At 70.8% G+C, this 22347-nt stretch carries 19 protein-coding genes; 8 read left to right on the top strand and 11 right to left on the bottom strand.

What is annotated here, in order from left to right:
- Nucleotides 1–19: 19 nt before the first annotated feature.
- The 3 genes from STRTUCAR8_RS47610 to STRTUCAR8_RS47600 all read right to left on the bottom strand — a co-directional run bounded on the left by STRTUCAR8_RS47610 (nt 20) and on the right by STRTUCAR8_RS47600 (nt 4734).
- On the bottom strand, nt 20–2212 hold the full coding sequence (locus tag STRTUCAR8_RS47610; protein ID WP_006383731.1) for a 3-hydroxyacyl-CoA dehydrogenase NAD-binding domain-containing protein: 2193 nt from the start codon (nt 2210–2212) through the stop codon (nt 20–22).
- A 125-nt stretch (nt 2213–2337) separates the two neighbouring features.
- Nucleotides 2338–3552 (bottom strand): acetyl-CoA C-acetyltransferase, encoded by a 1215-nt coding sequence (locus STRTUCAR8_RS47605; protein WP_006383721.1) that lies wholly within the window; start codon nt 3550–3552, stop codon nt 2338–2340.
- Between the two features lie 45 nt (nt 3553–3597).
- Nucleotides 3598–4734: a CaiB/BaiF CoA transferase family protein gene (locus tag STRTUCAR8_RS47600; RefSeq protein WP_006383728.1), complete on the bottom strand. Its 1137-nt coding sequence runs from the start codon at nt 4732–4734 to the stop codon at nt 3598–3600.
- Between the two features lie 206 nt (nt 4735–4940).
- Here STRTUCAR8_RS47600 and STRTUCAR8_RS47595 point away from each other — a divergent pair, with 206 nt between their 5' ends.
- Nucleotides 4941–6128 (top strand): saccharopine dehydrogenase family protein, encoded by a 1188-nt coding sequence (locus STRTUCAR8_RS47595; RefSeq protein WP_006383710.1) that lies wholly within the window; start codon nt 4941–4943, stop codon nt 6126–6128.
- A gap of 31 nt (nt 6129–6159) precedes the next feature.
- Here the strand turns inward: STRTUCAR8_RS47595 and mmpA are convergent, their stop codons facing one another.
- The 4 genes from mmpA to STRTUCAR8_RS47575 all read right to left on the bottom strand — a co-directional run bounded on the left by mmpA (nt 6160) and on the right by STRTUCAR8_RS47575 (nt 8606).
- Nucleotides 6160–6306, bottom strand: coding sequence for a morphogenic membrane protein MmpA (mmpA, locus tag STRTUCAR8_RS53675; protein ID WP_086025892.1), 147 nt, complete (start codon nt 6304–6306; stop codon nt 6160–6162).
- 73 nt (nt 6307–6379) lie between these two features.
- Nucleotides 6380–7078, bottom strand: a complete 699-nt coding sequence (locus STRTUCAR8_RS47585; protein ID WP_006383739.1) for an endonuclease V — start codon at nt 7076–7078, stop codon at nt 6380–6382.
- A gap of 56 nt (nt 7079–7134) precedes the next feature.
- The gene (locus STRTUCAR8_RS47580) at nt 7135–7461 is read right to left on the bottom strand and encodes a hypothetical protein (RefSeq protein WP_006383715.1); all 327 of its coding nucleotides are present in this window, start codon (nt 7459–7461) and stop codon (nt 7135–7137) included.
- 65 nt (nt 7462–7526) lie between these two features.
- Nucleotides 7527–8606, bottom strand: coding sequence for a WD40/YVTN/BNR-like repeat-containing protein (locus STRTUCAR8_RS47575; RefSeq protein ID WP_044474145.1), 1080 nt, complete (start codon nt 8604–8606; stop codon nt 7527–7529).
- A gap of 201 nt (nt 8607–8807) precedes the next feature.
- Here STRTUCAR8_RS47575 and ssgD point away from each other — a divergent pair, with 201 nt between their 5' ends.
- The 4 genes from ssgD (at nt 8808) to STRTUCAR8_RS47555 (ending at nt 13220) form a co-directional block, all read left to right on the top strand.
- A complete protein-coding gene (ssgD, locus tag STRTUCAR8_RS47570; RefSeq protein WP_006383713.1) occupies nt 8808–9224 on the top strand; it encodes a spore wall synthesis regulator SsgD in 417 nt (138 codons plus the stop codon).
- A gap of 319 nt (nt 9225–9543) precedes the next feature.
- A complete protein-coding gene (locus STRTUCAR8_RS47565; protein WP_006383733.1) occupies nt 9544–11160 on the top strand; it encodes an ABC-F family ATP-binding cassette domain-containing protein in 1617 nt (538 codons plus the stop codon).
- Nucleotides 11161–11266: 106 nt separating this feature from the next.
- Entirely contained in the window at nt 11267–12043 is a 777-nt protein-coding gene (ddaH, locus tag STRTUCAR8_RS47560; protein WP_006383724.1) for a dimethylargininase, read from the top strand.
- A 199-nt stretch (nt 12044–12242) separates the two neighbouring features.
- Nucleotides 12243–13220 (top strand): acyl-ACP desaturase, encoded by a 978-nt coding sequence (locus STRTUCAR8_RS47555; protein WP_006383726.1) that lies wholly within the window; start codon nt 12243–12245, stop codon nt 13218–13220.
- Between the two features lie 119 nt (nt 13221–13339).
- On the opposite strand, the gene STRTUCAR8_RS47550 is transcribed toward STRTUCAR8_RS47555, so the two are convergent.
- Nucleotides 13340–13594 carry a WhiB family transcriptional regulator gene (locus STRTUCAR8_RS47550; protein ID WP_006383735.1) on the bottom strand — a complete coding sequence of 85 codons (255 nt, stop codon included), beginning with the start codon at nt 13592–13594 and terminating at the stop codon, nt 13340–13342.
- Between the two features lie 283 nt (nt 13595–13877).
- On the opposite strand from STRTUCAR8_RS47550, the gene STRTUCAR8_RS47545 reads away from it, so the two are divergent.
- Nucleotides 13878–14669, top strand: a complete 792-nt coding sequence (locus STRTUCAR8_RS47545; RefSeq protein ID WP_044474144.1) for a VOC family protein — start codon at nt 13878–13880, stop codon at nt 14667–14669.
- 615 nt (nt 14670–15284) lie between these two features.
- Here STRTUCAR8_RS47545 and STRTUCAR8_RS47540 read toward each other — a convergent pair.
- The 3 genes from STRTUCAR8_RS47540 to STRTUCAR8_RS55015 all read right to left on the bottom strand — a co-directional run bounded on the left by STRTUCAR8_RS47540 (nt 15285) and on the right by STRTUCAR8_RS55015 (nt 17780).
- Entirely contained in the window at nt 15285–16319 is a 1035-nt protein-coding gene (locus STRTUCAR8_RS47540) for a LacI family DNA-binding transcriptional regulator (RefSeq protein WP_006383704.1), read from the bottom strand.
- 77 nt (nt 16320–16396) lie between these two features.
- The gene (locus STRTUCAR8_RS47535; protein ID WP_006383734.1) at nt 16397–17389 is read right to left on the bottom strand and encodes a multicopper oxidase domain-containing protein; all 993 of its coding nucleotides are present in this window, start codon (nt 17387–17389) and stop codon (nt 16397–16399) included.
- A gap of 211 nt (nt 17390–17600) precedes the next feature.
- A complete protein-coding gene (locus STRTUCAR8_RS55015) occupies nt 17601–17780 on the bottom strand; it encodes a hypothetical protein (protein WP_234372645.1) in 180 nt (59 codons plus the stop codon).
- Here STRTUCAR8_RS55015 and STRTUCAR8_RS47530 point away from each other — a divergent pair.
- Nucleotides 17770–20115, top strand: a complete 2346-nt coding sequence (locus tag STRTUCAR8_RS47530; RefSeq protein ID WP_234372646.1) for a ThuA domain-containing protein — start codon at nt 17770–17772, stop codon at nt 20113–20115. The genes STRTUCAR8_RS55015 and STRTUCAR8_RS47530 overlap by 11 nt on opposite strands.
- A 47-nt stretch (nt 20116–20162) precedes the next feature.
- Nucleotides 20163–22328: an OmpL47-type beta-barrel domain-containing protein gene (locus tag STRTUCAR8_RS47525; RefSeq protein WP_044474143.1), complete on the top strand. Its 2166-nt coding sequence runs from the start codon at nt 20163–20165 to the stop codon at nt 22326–22328.
- Nucleotides 22329–22347 lie beyond the last annotated feature (19 nt).

Genomic DNA, 22347 nt, shown 5'->3' with positions numbered 1-22347 from the left:
GGGCGGCGGGGGCGGAACCCTAGCCGTCCCCGAACCCCTCCCCCTTCTCCGCCTTCTCCAGCAGCAGCGCCGGCGGTGCGAACCGCTCCCCGTACCGGTCGGCCAGCTCACGTGCCCGTGCCACGAAGCCCGGCAGGCCGCCCTCGTAGCCGTTGACGTACTGCAGGACACCGCCTGTCCACCCGGGGAATCCGATACCGAAGATGGAGCCGATGTTGGCGTCGGCGACCGACGTCAGCACGCCCTCCTCCAGCAGCCTCACCGTGTCCAGCGCCTCCGAGAACAGCATGCGTTCCTGCATGTCCTTGAAGGGGATCCGCGTGCCCTCCGCGCCTTCCGCGCCCTGACGCCCGAAGTGCTCCCGCAGTCCCGGCCACAGCCCGGTCCGCCGGCCGTCCTCCCCGTACTCGTAGAAGCCCCCGCCGCCGCTCCGCCCGGTGCGGCCGAACTCGTCCACCATGCGGTCGATCACCGCCTCCGCGGGGTGCGTCGTCCACGTACCGCCGACCTCCTCCACCGCCCGCCTGGACTCCGCCCGGATCTTGCGGGGCAGCGTCAGCGTCAGTTCGTCCATCAGGGACAGCACCTTCGCCGGGTAGCCGGCCTGCGCCGCCGCCTGTTCGATCGACGCGGGCTCGATGCCCTCGCCGACCATCGCCACGCCCTCGTTGATGAAGTGCCCGATCACCCGTGAGGTGAAGAAGCCGCGCGAGTCGTTGACGACGATCGGGGTCTTCCTGATCTGGCGGACCAGGTCGAAGGCCCGTGCCAGCGCCTCGTCCCCCGTCCGCTCGCCCTTGATGATCTCGACGAGCGGCATCTTGTCGACCGGCGAGAAGAAGTGCAGTCCGACGAAGTCGGCCTGGCGTTCGACGCCTTCGGCGAGGGCGGAGATGGGCAGCGTCGAGGTGTTGGAGCACAGCAGGGCGTCCGGTTCGACGAGGTGCTGGATCTCCTGGAACACCTTGTGCTTCAGGGCCGGGTCCTCGAAGACCGCCTCGATGACCGCGTCGCAGCCGGCCACGTCCTGCGGATCCGCGGTCGGAGTGATGCGGGCAAGCAGCTCGTCCGCCTTCTCCTGGGTCGTACGCCCCCTGGAGACAGCCTTCGCACACAGTTTCTCGGAGTAGTTCTTCCCCCGGGCCGCCGCTTCGGCCGACACGTCCTTGAGGACGACGTCGATGCCCGCGCGGGCGCACGAGTACGCGATGCCCGCGCCCATCATCCCCGCGCCGAGGACGGCCACCTTGCGGACCGGGCGCGGCTCGACGCCCTTGGGGCGGTTGGCGCCCGAGTTGACGGCCTGGAGGTCGAAGAAGAACGCCTGGATCATGTTCTTCGACGTCTGCCCGGCGGCCAGTTCCACGAAGTAGCGGGCCTCGATGACCTGCGCGGTCTCGAAGTCGACCTGGGCGCCCTCGACGGCCGCCGCGAGGATGGCGCGCGGGGCGGGGTAGGGCGCGCCGTTCGTCTGCTTGCGCAGGTTGGCGGGGAAGGCGGGCAGGTTCGCCGCGAACCTGGGGCTGGCCGGGGTGCCGCCCGGGATGCGGTAGCCCGGTTTGTCCCAGGGCTGCTGTGACTCGGGGTTGGCGTCGATGAAGGCGACGGCCTTGGCCATCAACTCGGCCTGGGTGGCGGCCACTTCGTCGATCAGGCCGTTCTTCAAGGCGCGCTGGGGACTGTACTGGGTGCCCTGGAGGAGCACCTTGAGCAGCGCGTCGGCGATGCCCAGCATGCGTACCGTACGGACGATTCCGCCACCTCCGGGGAGCAGGCCGAGGGTGACCTCGGGGCAGCCGATCTTCGTACCCGGTGTGTCGAGCGCGACCCGGTGGTGACAGGCCAGCGCGAGCTCGTAACCGCCGCCCAGGGCCGCGCCGTTCATCGCCGCGACCACCGGTTTGCCCAGGGTCTCGATGCGGCGCAGGTCGCGCTTGATGGCGAGGCCGCCCTCGAACAGTTCCTGGGCCGTTTCGGGGGTGACCCGGATCAGGTCGCGCAGGTCGCCGCCCGCGAAGAACGTCTTCTTGGCGGAGGTGATGATGATGCCGCGGATGGTGTCCTTCTCGGCCTCCAGGCGGTCGGTGACCACCGCGAGGGAGTCGCGGAACGCCTGGTTCATGGTGTTCGCGGACTGGGCCGGGTCGTCGAGGACGAGGGTGACGAGACCGGTGCGGTCCTGTTCCCAGCGGATGGTGGTGCTCTGTGTCATGACGGGGATCTCCGTAGAAGCTCAGAAGTCTCGTGGTGCCGCCGGAGCCGGGGCCGTGAACGACTGGCCGGGTTCGGCCGACCCGGCTGATTCCGCCGAAAAGTCGCCGGGAAGTCGCCGGGAGGTCAGAGCCGCTCGACGATCGTCGCGATGCCCATTCCGCCGCCCACGCACAGCGTGGCGAGGCCGTACCGCTTGTCCTGGCGCTCCAGTTCGTCGACGAGCGTGCCGAGGATCATCGCGCCGGTGGCGCCCAGCGGGTGGCCCAGCGCGATGGCGCCGCCGTTGACGTTGATCTTGTCGAGGGACAGGCCCATGTCCCGTGCGAAGCGCAGGACCACGGCTGCGAACGCCTCGTTGATCTCGACGAGGTCGATGTCGTCGATGGTCAGCCCGGCCTTGGCGAGGGCCTTGCGGGTGGCGGGCGCCGGACCGGTGAGCATGATGGTGGGCTCGGAGCCGGAGACCGCGGCGCAGACGATCCGCGCGCGCGGACGCAGCCCGTAGCGCTCGCCGACCTCCTTCGAGCCGATGGCGACCAGCGAGGCACCGTCCACGATGCCGGACGAGTTGCCCGCGTGGTGGACGTGGTCGATCTTCTCGACCCAGTGGTACGTCTGGAGCGCCACGGCGTCGAAGCCGCCCAGGTCGCCGATGTCCGCGAACGACGGCTTGAGCCGCGCCAGGGAGTCGGCGGTGGTGCCGGGGCGCAGGTGCTCGTCGTGGTCGAGGACGACGAGGCCGTTGCGGTCCTTCACCGGGACGAGGGACCGTTCGAAGCGGCCCTCCTTCGTCGCCGTCGCGGCGCGCTCCTGGGACAGGGCCGCGTACTCGTCGACGTCGCGCCGTGAGAAGCCCTCGATGGTGGCGATGAGGTCGGCGCCGATGCCCTGCGGCACGAAGTTGACGGCGAGGTTGGTCATCGGGTCGTTGAACCAGGCGCCGCCGTCCGAGGCCATCGGCACCCGTGACATCGATTCGACGCCCCCCGCGAGGACGAGGTCCTCCCAGCCCGAACGCACCTTGGCGGCGGCCATGTTGACGGCCTCCAGGCCCGACGCACAGAAGCGGTTCTCCTGGACGCCGGCCACGGTGTCGGGCAGCCCGGCGACGACCGCGGCGACCCGCGCGATGTCGGAACCCTGGTCGCCGACCGGTCCGACGACGCCGAGCACGACGTCGTCGATCGCGGCCGGGTCGAGGTCGGGGAAGCGGTTCCTGATCTCGTGGATGAGGCCGACGACGAGATCGACGGGCTTGGTGCCGTGCAGGGCTCCGTTCGCCTTGCCGCGTCCGCGCGGGGTGCGGATCGCGTCGTACACGTACGCTTCGGTGCTCACTGGTGGGCCTTTCGGGGAGGGTGGGCGAGCGGGCGTCGACCGAGGTCAGCCGCCATCCTGCAGGAGTCGGGGCACGTCCCAGTCGCGCGCCACGTCCGCCGTGTCGGCGCCGGGCCGCGCCGGGCCGCCGCGGATCGACGTGTGGCTGACGGAGAAACGGGGCGCGGGGGCGGGCTGGGTGATGCCGCCGTGGTCGGTGAAGGTGCCGCGGGCGGCCAGGTGCGGGTGGTGCGGAGCCTCCCGCAGGGAGAGGACGGGCGCCACGCAGGCGTCGGAGCCCTCGAAGACGGCCGTCCACTCGTCCCTCGTACGGGTGGCGAAGCGGGCGGTGACGGCCTCGCGCAGGTCGTTCCAGCGGGTGATGTCCTTGCGGGCGGCAGCGTGCTCCGGGAGGCCGAGCAGGTCAAGGAACTCCTTATAGAACTGCGGTTCGAGCGCGCCGACCGCCATGTAGCGGCCGTCGGCGGTCTCGTACGTCCCGTAGTACGGGCAGCCTCCGTCGAGGAGGTTGGCGCCGCGCCGGTCCTGCCAGCCGCCCGCCGCGAGCATGCCGTGGATCATCGTGGCGAGGTGGGCCGCGCCGTCGACGATCGCGGCGTCCACGACCTGGCCGGTACCCGTCGCGCGCGCGTGGTGGAGGGCGGCGAGCACGCCGACGACGAGGTAGAGGGAGCCTCCCGCGAAGTCGCCGAGGAGGTTGGCCGGTACGGGCGGCGGTTCCTGTGGGTTGCCGATCATGCCGAGGACGCCGGTCGGGGCGAGGTAGGCGATGTCGTGCCCGGAGCGGCGGGCGAGCGGCCCTTCCTGGCCCCAGCCGGTCATCCGGCCGTAGACGAGCCTCGGGTTGCGGGCGTGACAGGGCTCGGGGCCGATGCCGAGGCGCTCGGCGACGCCTGGACGGTAGCCCTCGACCAGGATGTCGGCACGGGCGGCCAGGTCGAGGACGCGGGAGGGGCCGTCGGCTGCCTTCAGGTCGACGATCACCGACCGTTTGTTGCGGTTGGTCACGTCGTACTCGGGGTCGACGGCGAGTCCTGTGCCGCCCGGGCGGTCCACCCGGACCACGTCGGCGCCCAGGTCGGCGAGGAGCATCGCGGCGAACGGTCCGGGCCCGATGCCCGCCAGCTCGACCACGCGCACTCCGGTGAGCGGACCGCTTCCCGCCGTCCCCGCCACTGACATCGCGCCCCCGCTCCCGTGACCGAACCGATGTGACACTCGCGATGCTAGAAACGCGTTCGACTCCGCACAAGGCTTTGCCGGGCACAGATTAAGCAAGCGCTTGGCCAAGCACCCCGATCCGGACACCGCCCGGCTGCGGGACTCCACTCCCCCTCACGCTAGCCTCGACCACCGACAACGGCGCGGGACGCGCGATGAGGGGTGTCATGAGCAGGTCGAGCAGGGTGGAACGTCCGTACGACATCGTGCTGTTCGGAGCCACGGGCTTCGTCGGCGCACTCACCGCCGAATACCTCGCCGCGCACGCGCCCGAGGGTCTGCGCTGGGCGGTCGCCGGCCGCAGCGCGGACAAGCTGGAGCGGCTGCGCGAGCGCCTCGCGGGCACGGGCGGGGCAGCCGAGATCGGGGTGTTGCGGGCGGACGTGTCCGATCCGGACTCGCTGCGCGCCCTCGCGGGGCACGCGCGCGTGCTGGCCACGACGGTGGGCCCCTATCTGACGTACGGCGAGGAGCTCGTCGCCGCCTGCGCGGACGCCGGCACCGACTACCTCGACCTCAGCGGTGAGCCCGAGTTCGTCGACCTGATGTACGTCCGGCACGACACACGCGCGCGGGAGACCGGCGCGCGGCTGGTCCACGCCTGCGGCTTCGACTCGATCCCGCACGATCTGGGCGCGTACTTCACGGTCGCGCAGCTGCCCGAGGGGGTGCCCCTGACGGTGGACGGGTTCGTGCGCTCCGACGCGATGTTCTCGGGCGGCACGTTCGCCTCGGCTCTCAACCAGTTCTCCCGGGGGCCCCGGATGCTGGCCGCCGCACGCGACCGACGGCGCCATGAGCCGCGACTGCTGGGCCGCCGGGCGACCGCCCCCGCGGGCCCGCCCCGGTTCGCCGGGGAGGTCGGCGCCTGGGCGCTGCCGCTGCCCACCATCGACCCGCAGGTCGTGGTGCGTTCGGCACGCGCGCTGGAACGCTACGGCCCCGATTTCCGGTACCGCCACTACGCGGCGGTCCGACGGCTGCCGTTCGCGGTGGGCGGGGTCGCCTTCGCCGGCGCGGTGTTCGCGGCGGCCCAGGCGCCGCCCGCGCGGCGCTGGCTGTCCGGGCGGCTGCAGCCGGGGGACGGACCGAGCGCGGAGCGCCGGGCGAAGAGCTGGTTCTCGGTGCGGTTCGTGGGCGAGGGCGGTGGACAGCGGGTGTTCACGGAGGTCGCGGGCGGCGACCCCGGCTACGACGAGACGGCGAAGATGTTCGCCGAGTCGGCGCTCTCCCTGGCCTTCGACGACCTCCCGGCGACGTCCGGGCAGGTCACCACCGCCGTGGCGATGGGTGACGCGCTGATCGAACGCCTGCGCAAGGCTGGGATCACGTTCCGGGTCGCGGCCAGCAGGTGACCGGCCGGGCCGCGGGCGGGCTTCCGGAGGCTTACTGGGCCCAGCCCGTGACCGTGTAGATCATGCCGCCGATCCAGGCGAGTCCCACCAGGACGGCGACGACCAGCGCCGCCGTGACGGCGCGCTCGACGGGCTGGGCGGGGCTGGCGACGGGCTTCGGTGCTCGGTGCGTGGTCATGGGCACAGCCTGCCGACAGCTCCGGCCTGCCGACATCCGTACAAGTACTCAGATCAGGTACTCAGATGATCACTCAGTCGGTCGCTTCCTTCAGGGCGCGTCTGCACAGGGCGTCCGCCCGGCGGGTCGTCTCCGGGAGGCGGTACTCCGGGGTGAGCGCGAGGGTGTGGGCGCAGGCCGTGTCGAGGGAGACGCGGTGGCCGACCGAGACGAACACCGGTTTGACCGCGTCCCGGGTGCGCAGGGCGCGGCCCACCTCCTCCGTGCCCGCCAGGAGCGGGGACGCCGATCCGCGCCGGCCGCCCGGCTCCTCGTACGTGAACGCGAAGGGGTTCTTCGCGACGCCGATCGTGGGGAGCCGGGTGAGGACGCCCAGGTGGCTGGCGAGGCCGAAGCGGCGGGGGTGGGCCACCCCGTAGCCGTCGCAGACGACGATGCCGGGTGGGACGGGAAGCGCCTCCAGGGCGGCCAGGACCGCCGGGATCTCCCGGAACGCGAGCAGGCCGGGCACGTAGGGGAACGGGACGTGCCCGGCGGCCGTGGCCTCGGCGACGACGTCCAGGCTCGCCGCGTCGAGAACGACCGCGGCGGCCACGACCAGGTCGCGCTCGTCGTCGTAGGCCACGTCGACGCCCGTGACGTGTCCGGTTCCGGGCGGCGGGCCCGGCTCGTCCAGGACCACCCGCAGCCGTAGCTCGTCCTGGACCGCTCGGGCCCGCTCCTCGGTCGCGGGCCAGTCCGCCGGAATGGGTACGGTCGTCGTGATCGCCATGGTGACGACGAGCGTACGGGCCCGTCGGCCGGCCCCCCGCCGCAGGTCCCCTGTCCTCAGTTGTCGCCGAGGGCCTTCTTCAGCTGCGCCTTGTTCATGTCCGAGCGGCCCTGGACGTTGCGCTTCCTGGCCTCCTGGTAGAGCTGGTCGTACGTCGGTCCCTGGGCGCCCTTGTGCGAGCGCTGCCCGCCGCGCTTGCCGGCCGACATGTCCTGGGTTGACGTACGGCTGGCGGTCTTCGACTCGCCGGAGCGGGCGCGTTCCTTGTTGACGGTCCGCGCGGCGATCTCCTCGGCGCGCTTCTCGCTCTCGCCACGGTCCAGCGCGCTGTCCTTGATGTGCTCGTACTGACGTTCCCGCTTCGGGCTCGCACCACGTGGCATGGCCGTTCACTTCCTTCGCTCGCGCTGTCCTCTCGGGCTCGTGTCGGTGAACGGGTACCCGCGCCTCACGATTCGAGCCGTGCCACCCGCCCCTTCTCACCGGCGGCCCAGCAGCCGAGGTCGGGCGCGCAGTCCACGGTGTCGTACGAGCCCGTGTCGACGGTCTTCCAGGTGCGCCCCGCGTCCGTGGTGAGGTCGGTGCCCGTGGGGCCGACCGCGAGCGCCGCCGTGCGGCTGTACGGGAGCCAGGCGACGCCGGAGCGGTAGGCGGGCGGGGAGGTGGCGGCCGCCGTCCAGGTGCGGCCGCCGTCCGTGGTGACCGCTCCCGCGCGCGGTGAGGTCTGGTCGGCGCGGTAGTCACCGCCGACCGCGAGTCCGTGCGTGCGGTCGCGGAAGGCGAGCGCGAAGACACCGCGGGCCGGGTCGCCCGCAGGTATCGGTGCGTCGGAGGCCGTCCAGGTGAGCCCGCGGTCGGCGGAGTGCAGCACACGCGCGCGTGCACCCCCGCCGGTGGCCAGCCACACGTCACGCGGCCCCGAGCTCACCAGGCACTGCCCGCTCGCCGCGAAGCCCGCCTCGCCCTCCAGCGCGGCCGGCATGCCGTCGCTCGGCAGCACGGTCCAGGAGCGTCCGCCGTCGCCGGTGGAGAGGATGCGGAACCTGCCGTCCACCGGGTCGCTCATCGCCAGTCCGTGGCGGCTGTCGAAGAAGGTGAGGCAGTCGTAGAAGGCCCTGGCGTCGGTGTTGCGGAAGGACTCGGTCCAGGTGCCGCCTCCGTCGTCGGTGCGGTAGACGCGGGAGTCCTCGCCTTCTCCGATGGCCAGGACCACGGCGCGCCGCGCGTCGAACGCCTCGATGTCCCGGAACTGGAGCTCGGCCGCGCCCGGCGGAGAGACGTTTCGCCAGCTCCTGCCCCCGTCGGTGGTGCGCAGGACGGTGCCCTGGGTACCGGCGAGCCAGGCGGTGCCCCGGCTGACGGCGGCCAGTCCGCGGAAGCGGACGTCCGTGGTGCCGCTGTCCTTCGCCGCCCAGTGCGGCGCCCGGTGTCCGGGGCCCGACCCCTCGTAGGTCTGTGCGGCCTGGGCGGGGGCCGCCAGTCCGGCGGCGACGGCGGCGAGTGCGGCCCCGTAGGCCCCTGTCACCATCGCCCGCCGCATCCGACTCGTACGCCTGTTCTGTCGCTGCATCCCCATGATCCTCATGGCGGGCGAAGGTAGCAGTGAATGAACTCGGTGACAGAGGTCACTAGAAATTCAGGTGCACTGATTGGCTCATTCCAGCGTCTCTCTCAGTGTGCGGACCGTTCCATCCAGGAGTCCGGCCAACCGTCACAAGGGAGCAAGGCGTTGTTCACCGTCATCGAGCAGCTCGTACAGGCCCGTCTCGTCGCCGCCGCACCGCGGGTGACGAGCATTCCCGCAACGCTCACCTACGACCGGAGCGACCCGTTCGCGGTCCGGATGACCTTCCCCGCGCCGGCCACGCTGGAGGGCGTGGAGGTCTGCTGGACCTTCGCCCGCGAGCTCCTCGCCGACGGTTTGACGGAGCCGCAGGGCCACGGCGACGTGCGGGTGCGGCCCTACGGCTACGACCGCACGGTCCTGGAGTTCCACGCCCCCGAGGGCACCGCGGTCGTGCATGTCCGCTCGGGCGAGCTGCGGCGCTTCCTGGCGTCGACCACCGAGCTGGTGCCCGTCGGCCTGGAGCACCTCCAGACCGACCTGGACCGCGACCTCGCGGAGCTGATGCGCGACGCCCTGTGAGAGGTCCCGTGAGAGGTGTTCCCGCCGCCGCGGCGGTGGCAGCCCCGCTTTAAATGCTTTGACAGCCCGAAACGCCTCTTCCTACGCTTGCAGCGGTCCTGTTGCCGTCGAATGGAGAAGGACGTTGCTCTACTGAGGTCCTGAGACACCGCGCCGCACACCCTCCAGTGGTGTGTCCGCGCAGCGTGCGACCTCGGTGTGCGAGCCGTCCGTTCCTCCCTCCGGAACAGGGCCTTGTCCGTGCCTCCAGGATTCCCCGCCGCCCGTCGGTGTCTCGACACGCGTTTGCCCCCACCGAATCAAGCAACCGCGAGGCCACATGTCAGCCACCACTTCCGTCGCCGTCACCTCCCTGTCCTTCGCCTGGCCCGACGGCACCGCCGTCTTCGACGCTCTCGACGTCGCCGTGGGTCCCGGCCGCACCGGGCTCGTCGGTGTCAACGGATCAGGAAAATCAACCCTGCTGAAGCTGATCGCCGGACAGCTCCGGCCCGCCGACGGCACCGTCCGCGTCGCGGGCGACGTCGGCTACCTCCCGCAGTCCGTCACCCTCGACACCACGCTGCGCGTCGAGGACGTCCTCGGCATCTCCGCGCAGCGGGCGGCGCTGCACGCCATCGAGACGGGTGACGTGGGCGAGGAGCACTTCGAGACGATCGGCGACGACTGGGACGTGGAAGAACGCGCCCTGGTCACGCTCGGCGAACTCGGGCTCGGCCACATCGATCTGGACCGCACGGTCGGCGAGGTCTCGGGCGGCGAGGCTGTCCTCCTGAGGCTGGCCGCGCTGCTCCTCGACCGTCCGGACGTGCTCCTGCTGGACGAACCGACCAACAACCTCGACCTGTACGCACGACGGCGCCTGTACACGGCCGTCTCGTCCTGGCCCGGAGTGATGATCGTGGTCAGCCACGACCGCGAACTCCTGGACCTGGTCGACCAGATCGCCGACCTGCGCTCCGGAGAGGTCACCTGGTACGGCGGCAACTTCTCGGCGTACGAGGAGGCGCTGGCCACCGAACAGGAGGCGGCGACACGCATGGTGCGCGTCGCCGAGGCCGACCTGAAGAAGCAGAAACGCGAACTGGCCGACGCCCAGGTCAAGTTGGCCCGCCGCAAGAAGTACGGGCAGAAGATGTTCGAGCAGAAGCGTGAGCCGAAGATCGTCATGGGGGCGCGCAAACGGTCCGCCCAGGAGTCGGCGGGCAAGCACCGCATCCTGCACGAGGAACGGCTCGCCGGCGCGAAGGAGCGGCTGGACGAGGCGGTGGACGCCGTACGGGACGACGACGAGATCCGCGTCGACCTGCCGTACACGGCGGTGCCGCCGGGCCGTAACGTACTCACGCTCCTGGACCTGGAGTTGGCGTACGGAGCGAGCGTCGGCTCCTTCGATCTGCGCGGGCCCGAGCGGGTCGCGCTGATCGGGCGCAACGGGGCGGGGAAGACGACCCTGCTGCGGACGATCGCCGGGGAGCTGGCCCCGGTCTCCGGGGAGGCGCAGGCGCACGTACCGCCGCGTTTTCTGCCGCAGCGGCTCGATGTGCTCGACGACGACCTGACCGTCGCTCAGAACGTGGCCCGGTTCGCCCCGGGCGCCACCAACAACCGGGTCCGCGCCCGGCTGGCCCGCTTCCTGTTCCGGGGTGCCCGCGCCGACCAGCGGGCGGCGACCCTGTCGGGCGGCGAGCGGTTCCGCGCCGCCCTGGCTGCCCTGATGCTGGCGGAGCCCGCGCCGCAGCTCCTGATGCTGGACGAGCCGACCAACAACCTGGACATGGCGAGCGCGCGACAGCTCACGACGGCTCTGGACTCGTACGAGGGCGCACTGATCGTGGCCAGCCACGACCTGCCGTTCCTGGAGTCGATCGGGATCACCCGGTGGCTGCTGCTGGACGGGGAGCTGAGGGAGATCGATCCGGAGGAGGTGGGCTGATCGACACGGGGGTACGGCCACCGGAATGACCTCCGGGGCTTTTGTCCGCACAGGCCCGCCCTGCATGATGTGCGCGGACGCCCCCTTCCGATACGGAGTTCGCCTCGTGCCCAGCAAGAAGGCCCTCATACGCCGCCCCAGCCCGCGCCTGGCCGAGGGTCTCGTCACGCACATCGAGCGTGAGGAGATCGACGCCGACCTCGCCGACCGGCAGTGGGAGGCGTACGCGGAGGCGTTGCGCGCGCACGGCTGGGAGACCGTCGAGGTGGATCCGGAGGACGACTGCCCGGACTCGGTGTTCGTCGAGGACGCGGTTGTGGTCTACCGGAACGTCGCGCTGATCGCGCGGCCCGGCGCCGAGTCCCGGCGCGGTGAGACCGGCGGTGTCGAGGAGGCGGTGGCCCGCCTCGGCTGCTCGGTGAACTGGGTCTGGGAGCCGGGCACCCTGGAGGGTGGTGACGTCCTCAAGGTCGGCGACACCCTCTACGTCGGCCGGGGCGGGCGGACCAACGCCGCCGGGGTGCAGCAGCTCAGAGCCGTGTTCGAACCGCTCGGTGCCCGGGTCGTCGCCGTGCCGGTGAGCAAGGTGCTGCACCTGAAGTCGGCGGTCACCGCGCTGCCCGACGGGACCGTCATCGGGTACGCGCCCCTGGTGGACACCCCGACCCTCTTCCCGCGCTTCCTGCCGGTGCCGGAGGAGTCCGGGGCGCACGTGGTCCTGCTGGACGGCGGGAAGCTGCTGATGGCGGCGAGCGCGCCGAAGACGGCCGAGTTGCTCGCCGGTCTGGGGCACGAGCCGGTGCTCGTCGACATCAGCGAGTTCGAGAAGCTCGAAGGCTGTGTGACATGCCTCTCGGTGCGGTTGCGGGAGCTGTACGCCTGACAGGTGACGGAGATACTCGTTCAGCCCTTGACCTGCGGGTCCGGGCGGCACGCCGCACCCTGGCTTGAACCCGCTGATCAGGGATGTTTACAACGCTCTTAACCTACGGTGGCGTAACCTACGGGAACGTAGCCTACGATGCCGTAGGTCGAGTCCCCTGCAGTCCGCGCACCCGCTCGCACGTCATTCTGGAGCATTCATGACGATCACTTCTCCGCACCTCGGCAGCCCGTCCAGCGAATGGACCGACGCTCGGCTGCTGTACGCCCTGGAGGAAGTGGTCGAGACGGAGCTCAACCGTCACCTGAAGGTCGCCAAGGACTGGATGCCGCACGAGTACGTGCCGTGGAGCGACGCCCGCAACTTCCCCGGCATCTTCGAGGACGGCGAGGCCTGGGACAAGGAGCAGTCCAAGGTCACCGAGCTGGGCCGGATCGCCCTGGTCGTCAACCTTCTCACCGAGGACAACCTCCCCAGCTACCACCACGAGATCGCCAGCCTGTTCGGCCGCGACGGCGCCTGGGGCACCTGGGTGCACCGCTGGACGGCCGAGGAGGGCCGCCACGGCATCGTGATGCGCGACTACCTGCTCGCCTCCCGCGCGGTCGACCCGGACAAGCTCGAAGCGTTCCGTATGCAGCACATGGCCGAGGGCTTCGAGTCGGACAACCGGCACTCGATGCTGCACTCGGTGGCGTACGTCGCCTTCCAGGAGCTGGCCACCCGCGTCTCGCACCGCAACACCGGCCACCAGTCCGGCGACCCCGTGTGCGACCGCATGCTGGCCCGCATCGCGACCGACGAGAACCTGCACATGGTCTTCTACCGCAACCTGCTGAAGGCCGCCTTCGAACTCGCGCCCGACCTGACCATGCAGGCGGTACGGGACGTGATCGTCAACTTCCGGATGCCCGGTCACGGCATGCCCGGCTTCGAGCGGGCCGCCGCGCAGATGGCGATCGGCGAGGTCTACAACATGCGCATCCACCACGACGACGTGCTCCAGCCCGTCCTGCGCCACCTGAAGGTCATGGACATGGGCGACCTCGGTCCCGAGGGCCTGCAGGCTCAGGAGGAACTGGGCATGTTCATGGGCGGCCTGGACGCGGAAGCCTCCAAGTTCGACGTGAAGCTCGCGGCCCGCAAGGCCCGTATGGCGGCCCGCGCCGCCGGCTGACCGGCCCCCGGAACACCACTGGCTCGTCCCACTCGTACGCCGTCACCCCGGCCTGCGCCGCGTCCCGAACGCCGGCCCCGGGGTGGCGGCGCGGTGTTGTCGGCCCCTCGCGCCGGACGTCAGAGGGTGGTGTGCGAGGCGCGGCGGAGGTGGAGCCGCTCCTTCTCGGAGAGGCCGCCCCAGACGCCGAAGCGTTCGTCGTTGCTGAGTGCGTACTCCAGGCAGGCGGGGCGCATCTCGCACATCCCGCAGATGCGCTTCGCCTCACGGACCGAGCTGCCCGGCTCGGGGAAGAAGAAGTCGGCCCCGGTCTGCGCACACAGGGCCTGCGCCTGCCAGGCGCTGTCCATCGGGGTGATCGTCTCGTAGTACATGCGTGAGAGCGTGCCGGACTGCGAAAAACGTTCGCTCAACGTCCGATCAACGCCGGTCAACAACGACGGCCGTCGGAGCCGCCCGGCGAGCGGCCCGGGGTGTCCCGCCGGTTCGCCCGATGATGCTCCCGCCGGAGGTACGAGCGCACGGCGGCGCGCGGAACGCCGGCACCCGGCGGCCCGCGGAAGCGCTACGGCAGCGATTGTCAGTGGGCGGTGCGAGACTCGGCAGAGCAGGCAACGGGTCCCTCGCAGCGGGCGGGGCCCACGAAGGAGGGCAATGATGCTCACCACCCGTTTCGTGACCGGCGCTCCGAACTGGATCGATCTCGGCACCCCCGACATCGAGGGCGCCACCACCTTCTACCGGGCGCTCTTCGGCTGGGACTTCCGGTCGGCGGGCCCCGAGGCCGGCGGGTACGGCTTCTTCCAGATGGACGGGCGGACCGCCGCGGGCGGCATGCAGATGGCCGAGGAACAGGGCCCACCGTCCTGGACGGTGTCCTTCCAGACCCCGGACGCCGACGCCACCGCCAAGGCTGCCGAGCAGGCCGGGGGCGGCACACCGGCGCCGCCCATGGACGTCATGGACGCGGGCCGGATGGCCATCCTCACCGACACCACCGGCGCCGTCTTCGGCCTCTGGCAGCCCGGCCGGATCAAGGGTCTCGAGGTGGCCGGCGACCCCGGTTCCCTGTGCTGGGTGGAGCTCTACACGACGGACGTGCCCAAGGTCGCCGCGTTCTACGCCACCGTGCTGGGCCTGGAGACCTCGGCGGTGCCGTTCCCGGGCGGCTCGTACACGTGCGTGAATCCGGCGGATACCGGGGACGACGGGATGTTCGGCGGCGTCGTCGACGTGGACGAGGACCCGACGGGCATCGAGACCACGCCGTACTGGCTGCCGTACTTCGAGGTCGCCGACACCGACGCGACGGTGGCGACGGCCCAGGCACACGGCGGGCAGGTCCGGATGCCGGCCACGGACATCGAGGGCGTCGGCCGCGTCGCCAGACTGACGGACCCGTACGGGGCGCGGTTCGCGGTGATCAGGAGCGCGTCGGCACAGACGTGAGGGGGGTGTCCCCGCACAGGCGCGGGGGTCCAGCCCTTACGGGGGCGCAGGGGCCGCGCGACCAGCCCTCTCAGGCCGCGCGCCATCCCTCTTCGGCTCGCGACACCGTGACAACCGAGGAGAGCACCCCCGCGAGGACGCCAGGGGCCGAGCCCCTCGCGGGGACGCAGAGGGCCACGCAACCAGCCCTCTCGGACCACGTGGCCAGCCCTGTTCAGCTCGCGACACCCATGACAACTGAGGAGAGCACCCCCGCGAGGACGCCAGGGGCCGAGCCCCTCGCGGGCGCGCAGAGGGCCACGCAACCAGCCCTCTCAGACCGCGCGACCAGCCCTCTTCAGCTCGCGACACCCATGACAACTGAGGAGAGCACCCCCGCGAGGACGCCAGGGGCCGAGCCCCTCGCGGGCGCGCAGAGAGCCACGCAACCAGCCCTCTCGGACCACGCGACCAGCCCTCTTCAGCTCGCGACACCCATGACAACTGAGGAGAGCACCCCCGCGAGGACGCCAGGGGCCAAGCCCCTCGCGGGCGCGCAGAGGGCCACGCAACCAGCCCTCTCGGACCACGACACTCGCGACAGCCCCGAACGCGAACCGGCCGCCCTGCGGAGCGCTACGCCGAGGCGCGGCGGATCAGGGTCGTCGGCAGGACCAGGCCGGGCGGCGCGTCCGTCGGGGCGGCCCGGCGCGAGGGGCCGAAGTCGCGCAGCAGTAGGCGGGCCATGAGCCTGCCCATCTCCTCGATGTCCTGGCGGACCGTGGTGAGCGGCGGGTCGGTCTGTTCGGCGATCGGCAGCATGTCGTCGAAGCCGACGACGGCGACGTCCTCGGGCACGCGCCGTCCGCGTTCGCGCAGGACACGCAGGGCGCCCGAGGCGGTGAGGTCGTTGGCGGCGAACACGGCGTCCAGGTCCGGGCACCGGTCCAGGAGTTGGCGCATCGCCCGTTCCCCGCCCGCCGGTGTGAAGTCGCCTTCGGCGATCAGCCGTGGGTCGGCGTCGGGCACGACGTCCCGGAACCCGTCGAGGCGGTCCGCCGCCGAGGTCTGGTCGAGGGCGCCCGTGATGTGCGCGATCCGGGTCCGCCCGAGGCCGACGAGGTGCCGTACGGCGGTCCGGGCACCGCCCCGGTTGTCGCTGTCGACGTACACGGCGTCGCGGGTGCCGTCGCTCCAGCCGGGCCGGCCGCCGAACACGGTGGGCACGCCCGCGCCCCGGACCAGTTCGGGCAGCGGGTCGTCGAGGTGCAGGGAGAAGACGAGGGCGCCGTCGACATGCCCGCCGGCGAGATACCGGCCGACCCGGGTGTGGTCGTCGCGGCCTTCGGTGAGCAGCAGCACGAGTTGGGAGTCGTGGGCGGTCAACTCCTTGCTGATTCCCCGGAGCTGGAGAGCGAAGAAGGGGTCTGCGAAGACCCGGGTCTCCGGTTCGGCGATGACGACGGCGATGGCGTCGTGCCGTCTCGTCACCAGGGAGCGGGCCGCCTGGTTGGGCACGTACCCGAGTTCCTCCACGGCCTGTCTGACCCGTTCGACGAGGGGTTCGCGCACACCGTCCCCGCCGTTCACGACGCGTGACGCGGTGGCCCGGGAGACTCCGGCCCTCGCGGCCACGGCCTCCAGGGTGGGACGCGACGCGGTCTCGGTCACTTCGGGGCTCCTCATCCGGCGGTTGCCGATCAGGATAGTCCCGGCCCGGCACCGGATGAGAGCGCTCTCCGATCCCGTCAGTGCTCGTGCGACGACCGCGCCTCTCCTGTCCCGCTCGCCCCATGAGGCTCGTAGCCCGGAATCGTCCCGTCCGCCCTGCGCACCAGGAAGAGACCCGCCATTCCCATGTCCGAGTGGCTCTGCACATGGCAGTGGTACATCCACGCGCCCGCACCGACCCCCTCCCCCGCGATCACCTGGAAACCGAAGGAGTCCGCCGGGCCCACGATCTTGTTGTCGAGGACCTGGCTCGGGTCGTCGGGGCCGGTGAGCAGGCCGGTGCGGTTGTCCGCCCAGCGGTGACCGTGCATATGGAAGGTGTGGTAGTACTCGCCGTGGGTGATCATCACGAACTCGACGCGATCACCCACCGTGGCCTCGAAGTTCGGGCTCTGGTGGCCGGGCCGGTTGTTGATCGTCATGTCGTTGAAGACGATCGTGTACGTGGTGTCCGGGAGGATGTCCCCCTTGCGTCGGACGATCACCGAGCCGTAGAGGCCCTTGCGGATGCCGCCGGTGCCGTGTTCGGTGCCGACGACATGGTCGTGGTAGTGCCAATAACCGGCGCTGCCCGCCCGCCAGGTGCCGTCCGTGCGGCGGCCCGGGGCGTGGGTGCGCCAGGTGTAGGTGCGGGTTCCGCCGGGTTCGACGTCGCTGCGGCTCAGTTTCGTGCCGTCGCTGGAGATCTCGTAGTCCAGGCCGTGGACGTGCAGGCTCACGGCCACGTCCGTCGTGTTCTCCAGGGTGATGTGCGCCGTGTCGCCCTCGTTCAGCTCGATCAGCGGGCCGGGGACCGAGGCCGTACCCTTCGCGAAGCCGTAGCCCATCTGCCCGTCGGGGAGTCGCTCGGCGTACAGCTGGAGGTGTCGCACCTCGCCGCCGGCCGGCGCGGTCCTCGCGGGTGCGGCGGTAGCGGCGGTCGCACCACCGGCCTCCGGCGCCACGGACAACGATGTCGCGACGGCCGCGCCTCCCAGCAGCACCCGCCGGTTGAAGTCACGCCTGTCCATGCCGAACTCCCCAGTCTGGTACGGAAGATGCGCAGCGGGAACGAGAGGAACGGGTGTGACGGTAGCGGCATGGAGACCGTTTATCCACACCCAGGACAAAGTTCGTCCCATCCCGGTCATACCTCTTGGCGGGCCGCCCAAAGGGGTCTAACTTCCTTTGCGTTTGCTGTGACCGAGGAGGGGTGGGTGGCCACGTGCGGTTCACATCGCATCAGGAATCCAGGCGTTCACGGGAGTTGAGCGCGAGGAGCGGAGGAAGGAACGGGAGCGGACGGAGACGGGCCTGGGCGGCCACGGTCGCCGCGTCGGTCGTCACCGCCGGGCTGCTGTCGGGGCCCGCCGCGAGCGCCCGGCCGGCACCCGAACCCTCCGCGACAACGATGTCCGTCACATCGCCGCCCGGTGGCAGCGGGGTACGCGTCCTCGTCTTCCACGGTTCGGCGGCGGCCGGGGACGAGTCGCCGGTCGTCAACGCCGGGATCGAGGCGATCGAGCGGATCGGGCTGTCCGGCCCGGCGGAACAGCGCTTCGACGTCGAGGCGACGGACGACGCCTCCGTGTTCACGGACGGGCCCCGGCTCGGAACCTTCAACGCCATCGTCTTCCTGACGGGGGGCGGGGACGTCCTCGACCCGGAGCAGGAGGCCGGGCTGGAGACGTACATGGAGGCCGGCGGCGGTTTCGTCGGCATCCATAACGCGGCCCGGGCGGAACCGTACTCCGACTGGTTCACCGGCCTGGTGGGCGCCCGGCCGGCGGCCACCAGCCCGACAACCGTCCAGCGGGCCACCGTCGAGGTCGGCGACCGGCGGCATCCGGCCACCAGGGAACTGCCCGTCCAGTGGAAGCGGCCGGACCAGTGGCTGAACTGGGTGAAGAACCCCTCCGGTGACGTGCACACCGTGGCCCGGGTGCGCGAGTCGACGTACAAACCCGGTGCGAGCGCCAACGGCTGGGACCACCCGGTGAGTTGGTGCCGTGACTACGACGGCGGACGTTCCTTCTACACCGGCATGGGCGGCACGGTGTCGTCGTACGACGAGGTGGACTTCCGCGGGCATCTGCGCGGGGCACTGCTGTGGACGACCCGGCTGGCGCAGGCCGACTGCATGGCCACCATCAACGCCAGTTACAAGGCGGAGCGGCTGACCGTGCCCAACCAGCCGGGGCGGAGCGACCAGATCGGTGAGCCGCACGGGCTGGTGACCGCGCCCGACGGGCGGGTGTTCTACATCGGGCGGGGCGGCGCCGACTCCTCCCAGCCGGTGGTCACGGACTGGAACAACCCGGCCGTCGGCAAGGGCACGGGGCAGATCCACGTCTACGACCCGAGGACCAAAAAGGTCACTCTGGCAGGCGAGTTGACCGTCTTCGGCAACAAGGGCGGCGGAGACGAGCTGATCAAGGTCGAGGAGGGGCTGCTCGGCATCGAGCTGGATCCGTCCTTCGAGCGCAACGGCTGGGTGTATCTCCACTACACGCCCCACTCGCGGATCAACCGCGACACGAGGATGGCCGAGCGGTACGTCTCGCGCTTCACGCTCGACCTCGCGACGAACCGGCTCGACCTGAACAGCGAGAAGGTGCTGCTCAAGTGGCCGGTGCAGATCCACAGTTGCTGCCATGCGGGCGGCGGGATGGCCTGGGACTCCAAGGGCAACCTGTACATCGCGACCGGTGACAACAACTCCAGCCAGTTCAGCGACGGTTACTCCGGCAACAACCCCCAACCCGCCTACAAGGGCGTCTCGTTCGCGGACGCGCGGCGCACCGCCGGCAACACCAACAACCTCAACGGCAAGATCCTGCGCATCCATCCGGAGTCCGACGGAACGTACACACTTCCCGCGGGCAACCTCTTCACCGGCCGGGAGACCGACGAGGGCGGCGGAAAGACGCGCGGCGAGATCTATGTGATGGGGGTCAGGAACCCGGCCCGTATCTCCGTCGACAAGGCGACCGACACCCTTTACGCGGGCTGGGTCGGTCCGGACGCGAGTGCGCCCTCGACGACCTGGGGCCCGGCGAAGTACGACACGTTCGCCACCATCACCCGCGCGGGCAACCGCGGTTGGCCGTACTGCATGGGCAACAAGCAGCCCTATCGGGACCGCAATCTGCCCGATCCGACGAAGCCGCTGGGCTGGTACGACTGCGACCACCCGAAGAACGAGTCACCGAACAACGACGGACTCGTCAACCTGCCGCCCGTCACCGGCAACAACATCTGGTACTCGCCCCAGGGCGGCGCCCCCGACTTCCCGCGCGACGCGAACGGTGTCCCCTCCTACAAGCAGGCCGAGAGCACGTATCTGCTGCCGTGGCTGAAGGGCGGCGGCCAGGCCGCGATGAACGGGCCGGTGTACCGCTACGACGCGGCGAGCGCGAGCACCACCAAGTGGCCGGCCTACTGGGACGGCAAGTGGTTCGTCGGCGACTTCTACGACGCCGACCAGCCGCGCAACGCGGTGCTCACCGACCCGAAGACCCAGGGCGACGGCGGACTGCCCGTCCACTCCGAGTCGTTGAAGAAGATCGTGCCGGTCGGCAACGACGGCATCAAGAACCTCATGGACTGGAAGTTCGGCCCCGACGGCGCGCTCTACGTCCTCGACTACGGCCGGGGCTTCTTCACCTCGGACGCCAAGTCGGCTTTGTGGCGGATCACTTACACCGGCGGCGGCCCCACGCCCGCGGCCGGCGACCTCGCGAGGGGAGCGGAGTAGTGCGCAGACGCAGGCAGCTCTGGACGGCCCTGTTGGCGTCCCTGTTCATGGTCCTCGGGCTGACATCGGCGGCAGGGGCGCGCACCGCCGCGGAGCCCGCCGCCGCGCCGGCCGCCGCCGCTGCTCAGGTGCTCACCTGGACGGCGGGTGACGACATCACCAAGTACGCCTCCGTACCGGCCACCGCGGTGGCGGGTACGACGACGATCGTCTTCGAGAACAGTGCGGCGACCGGCAACACCATGGGAATGCCGCACACGTTGACGTTCGACGTCTCCGACCCGGAGTACAACAACGACGTCCCGCTCAACATCCTCGCCAACCCGAACGACGACCAGGGCGGCCGGCACACCGCCGAGGTCACGCTCGCCCCCGGCCGCTACCGCTACTACTGCACGATTCCGGGCCATGGCCAGATGCAGGGCATCCTCGTGGTCGCGGAGGGCGGCGGCGCCGACACGACGGCCCCGGAGACCTCGGCGACCGTCACCGGTGCGCAGAACTCGCAAGGTGCGTACGTCGGTTCGGCGAGCGTGGCGATCGGCGCGAGTGACGAGGGTTCCGGTGTCGACCGGGTCGAGTACGCGGTCGGCACGGACGGCGCCTGGCAGCCGTACACCGCACCGGTCGTGATCGACCAGGTCGGCAGTCATTCGGTGCGCTACCGGGCGTTCGACAAGGCGGGCAACGCGGCCGCCGAGAAGAGCGTCACGTTCACGGTGGTCCCACCGCCGACGGACGACACCGCGCCGCCGGAGACCTCGGCGACGGTGAGCGGTGAGCAGAACCCGGCCGGGGCGTATCTCGACATGGCGACGGTCACCGTCTCCGCGTCGGACACCGGGTCCGGGGTCAACACAGTCGAGTACGCGGTGAACAGCGGGAGTTGGCAGCCGTACAGCGGGCCGGTGATGGTCCACCAGGTCGGCAGTCACAGTGTCCGGTACCGCGCCACCGACAAGGCGGGCAACGTCTCCCCGGAGAAGAGCGTCGCGTTCACCGTGGTGGCTCAGCCCGCCGAGGACACCGTTCCGCCCGTGACCGGGGTGAGCGTCGAGGGCACCCGGAACGCGAACGGCGCCTATGTCAACAGCGCCAGGGTGACCGTCAGCGCGACGGATCACGGCGGTTCGGGTGTCGCCACGGTCGAGTACTCGCTCGACGGCGGACCCTATCTGGCGTACACCGCGCCGGTGGTCGTCGACCGAGCGGGGGCGCACACCCTGGCCTACCGGGCGAGTGACAAGGCGGGCAACAGCAGCGACGCACGCTCGGTGAGCCTCACGGTCGTGGCGGGCGGCGGGGTTCCGGCGCCCAACTGCCCCGAGTACGACGAGCGGTTGACGGTGATCGTCGGCACGGTCGACTCGGGGGTGGTCAACCGGGTCACCAACAGCCGTTGCCGGATAGGTGAGTTGATCGAGGACGAGCGGGAGTGGACGTCGCACGCCCTGTTCCTCAAGCATGTCCGGACGGTTCTGGACCGGCTGCTCAAGGACGGTGCCGTCGACGACCGCGAGGACTCGGCGATCGAGGAGGCGGCCCGCGCGTCCGGTATCGGCAGGCCGGGCCAGACCGAGGGCTACCGCACGATCCTCGACGGGACGGCGGCGTCCTTCGCCAAGTGGCAGCAGGTGGGCGGCGGTTCGTTCACACCGAACGGCGACGGGTCGATCACCAGCAGCACGACGGTCGCGGGGATGGGCATGCTGTGGTTCCCGGAGCGGAAGTACGGCGACTACTCGCTGAAGCTCCAGTGGCGTGACGACGCGCCGGGCACGGGCAACGCCAACGCCGGTGTGTTCGTGCGGTTCCCGTGGGTCCACGGCCACCCGGAGGAGACGCGGCCGGAGTGGGTCGCCATCAAGTACGGGCACGAGGTGCAGGTGCTCGACCGGCCCGACGGCGACATGTACAAGACGGGCTCGGTCTACGGCTTCGACCGGGTGGGACTCGCCGGCGCCGGCGTCACCCAGAAGGGCACCTGGAACGACTACGAGATCCGGGTGGTCGACCAGCACTACTCGGTGTACCGCAACGGCGTGCTGATCAACGAGTTCGACAACGCCGGCGGCCAGGACTTCACCCCTCCGCGCTCGGACGACCCGGGCACGGACGGACGGCGGTTCGCGTCCGGGTACATCGGCCTCCAGGTGCACGGCACGACCGATGTGGTCTCGTACCGGGACGTCCGGATCATGGAACTGTCCTGAACAATCCTGCACAAGGGGG

This window comes from Streptomyces turgidiscabies Car8 (assembly GCF_000331005.1).
GTDB classification, from domain to species: Bacteria; Actinomycetota; Actinomycetes; order Streptomycetales; family Streptomycetaceae; genus Streptomyces; species Streptomyces turgidiscabies.
This window is presented reverse-complemented; position numbering and strand designations above follow the sequence as displayed.

Bases quoted from the DNA above. Each gene is read 5' to 3' on its own strand.
- STRTUCAR8_RS47595 (WP_006383710.1), top strand. From the start codon at position 4,941: ATGAGCAGGTCGAGCAGGGTGGAACGTCCGTACGACATCGTGCTGTTC.
- STRTUCAR8_RS47585 (WP_006383739.1), bottom strand. From the start codon at position 7,078: ATGGCGATCACGACGACCGTACCCATTCCGGCGGACTGGCCCGCGACC.
- STRTUCAR8_RS47535 (WP_006383734.1), bottom strand. From the start codon at position 17,389: ATGGACAGGCGTGACTTCAACCGGCGGGTGCTGCTGGGAGGCGCGGCC.
- STRTUCAR8_RS47525 (WP_044474143.1), top strand. From the start codon at position 20,163: ATGGTCCTCGGGCTGACATCGGCGGCAGGGGCGCGCACCGCCGCGGAG.
- STRTUCAR8_RS47575 (WP_044474145.1), bottom strand. From the start codon at position 8,606: ATGGTGACAGGGGCCTACGGGGCCGCACTCGCCGCCGTCGCCGCCGGA.
- STRTUCAR8_RS47580 (WP_006383715.1), bottom strand. From the start codon at position 7,461: ATGCCACGTGGTGCGAGCCCGAAGCGGGAACGTCAGTACGAGCACATC.
- STRTUCAR8_RS47530 (WP_234372646.1), top strand. From the start codon at position 17,770: ATGTCCGTCACATCGCCGCCCGGTGGCAGCGGGGTACGCGTCCTCGTC.
- STRTUCAR8_RS47610 (WP_006383731.1), bottom strand. From the start codon at position 2,212: ATGACACAGAGCACCACCATCCGCTGGGAACAGGACCGCACCGGTCTC.
- STRTUCAR8_RS47565 (WP_006383733.1), top strand. From the start codon at position 9,544: ATGTCAGCCACCACTTCCGTCGCCGTCACCTCCCTGTCCTTCGCCTGG.
- STRTUCAR8_RS47545 (WP_044474144.1), top strand. From the start codon at position 13,878: ATGCTCACCACCCGTTTCGTGACCGGCGCTCCGAACTGGATCGATCTC.
- STRTUCAR8_RS47555 (WP_006383726.1), top strand. From the start codon at position 12,243: ATGACGATCACTTCTCCGCACCTCGGCAGCCCGTCCAGCGAATGGACC.
- STRTUCAR8_RS47600 (WP_006383728.1), bottom strand. From the start codon at position 4,734: ATGTCAGTGGCGGGGACGGCGGGAAGCGGTCCGCTCACCGGAGTGCGC.
- mmpA (WP_086025892.1), bottom strand. From the start codon at position 6,306: ATGACCACGCACCGAGCACCGAAGCCCGTCGCCAGCCCCGCCCAGCCC.
- STRTUCAR8_RS47550 (WP_006383735.1), bottom strand. From the start codon at position 13,594: ATGTACTACGAGACGATCACCCCGATGGACAGCGCCTGGCAGGCGCAG.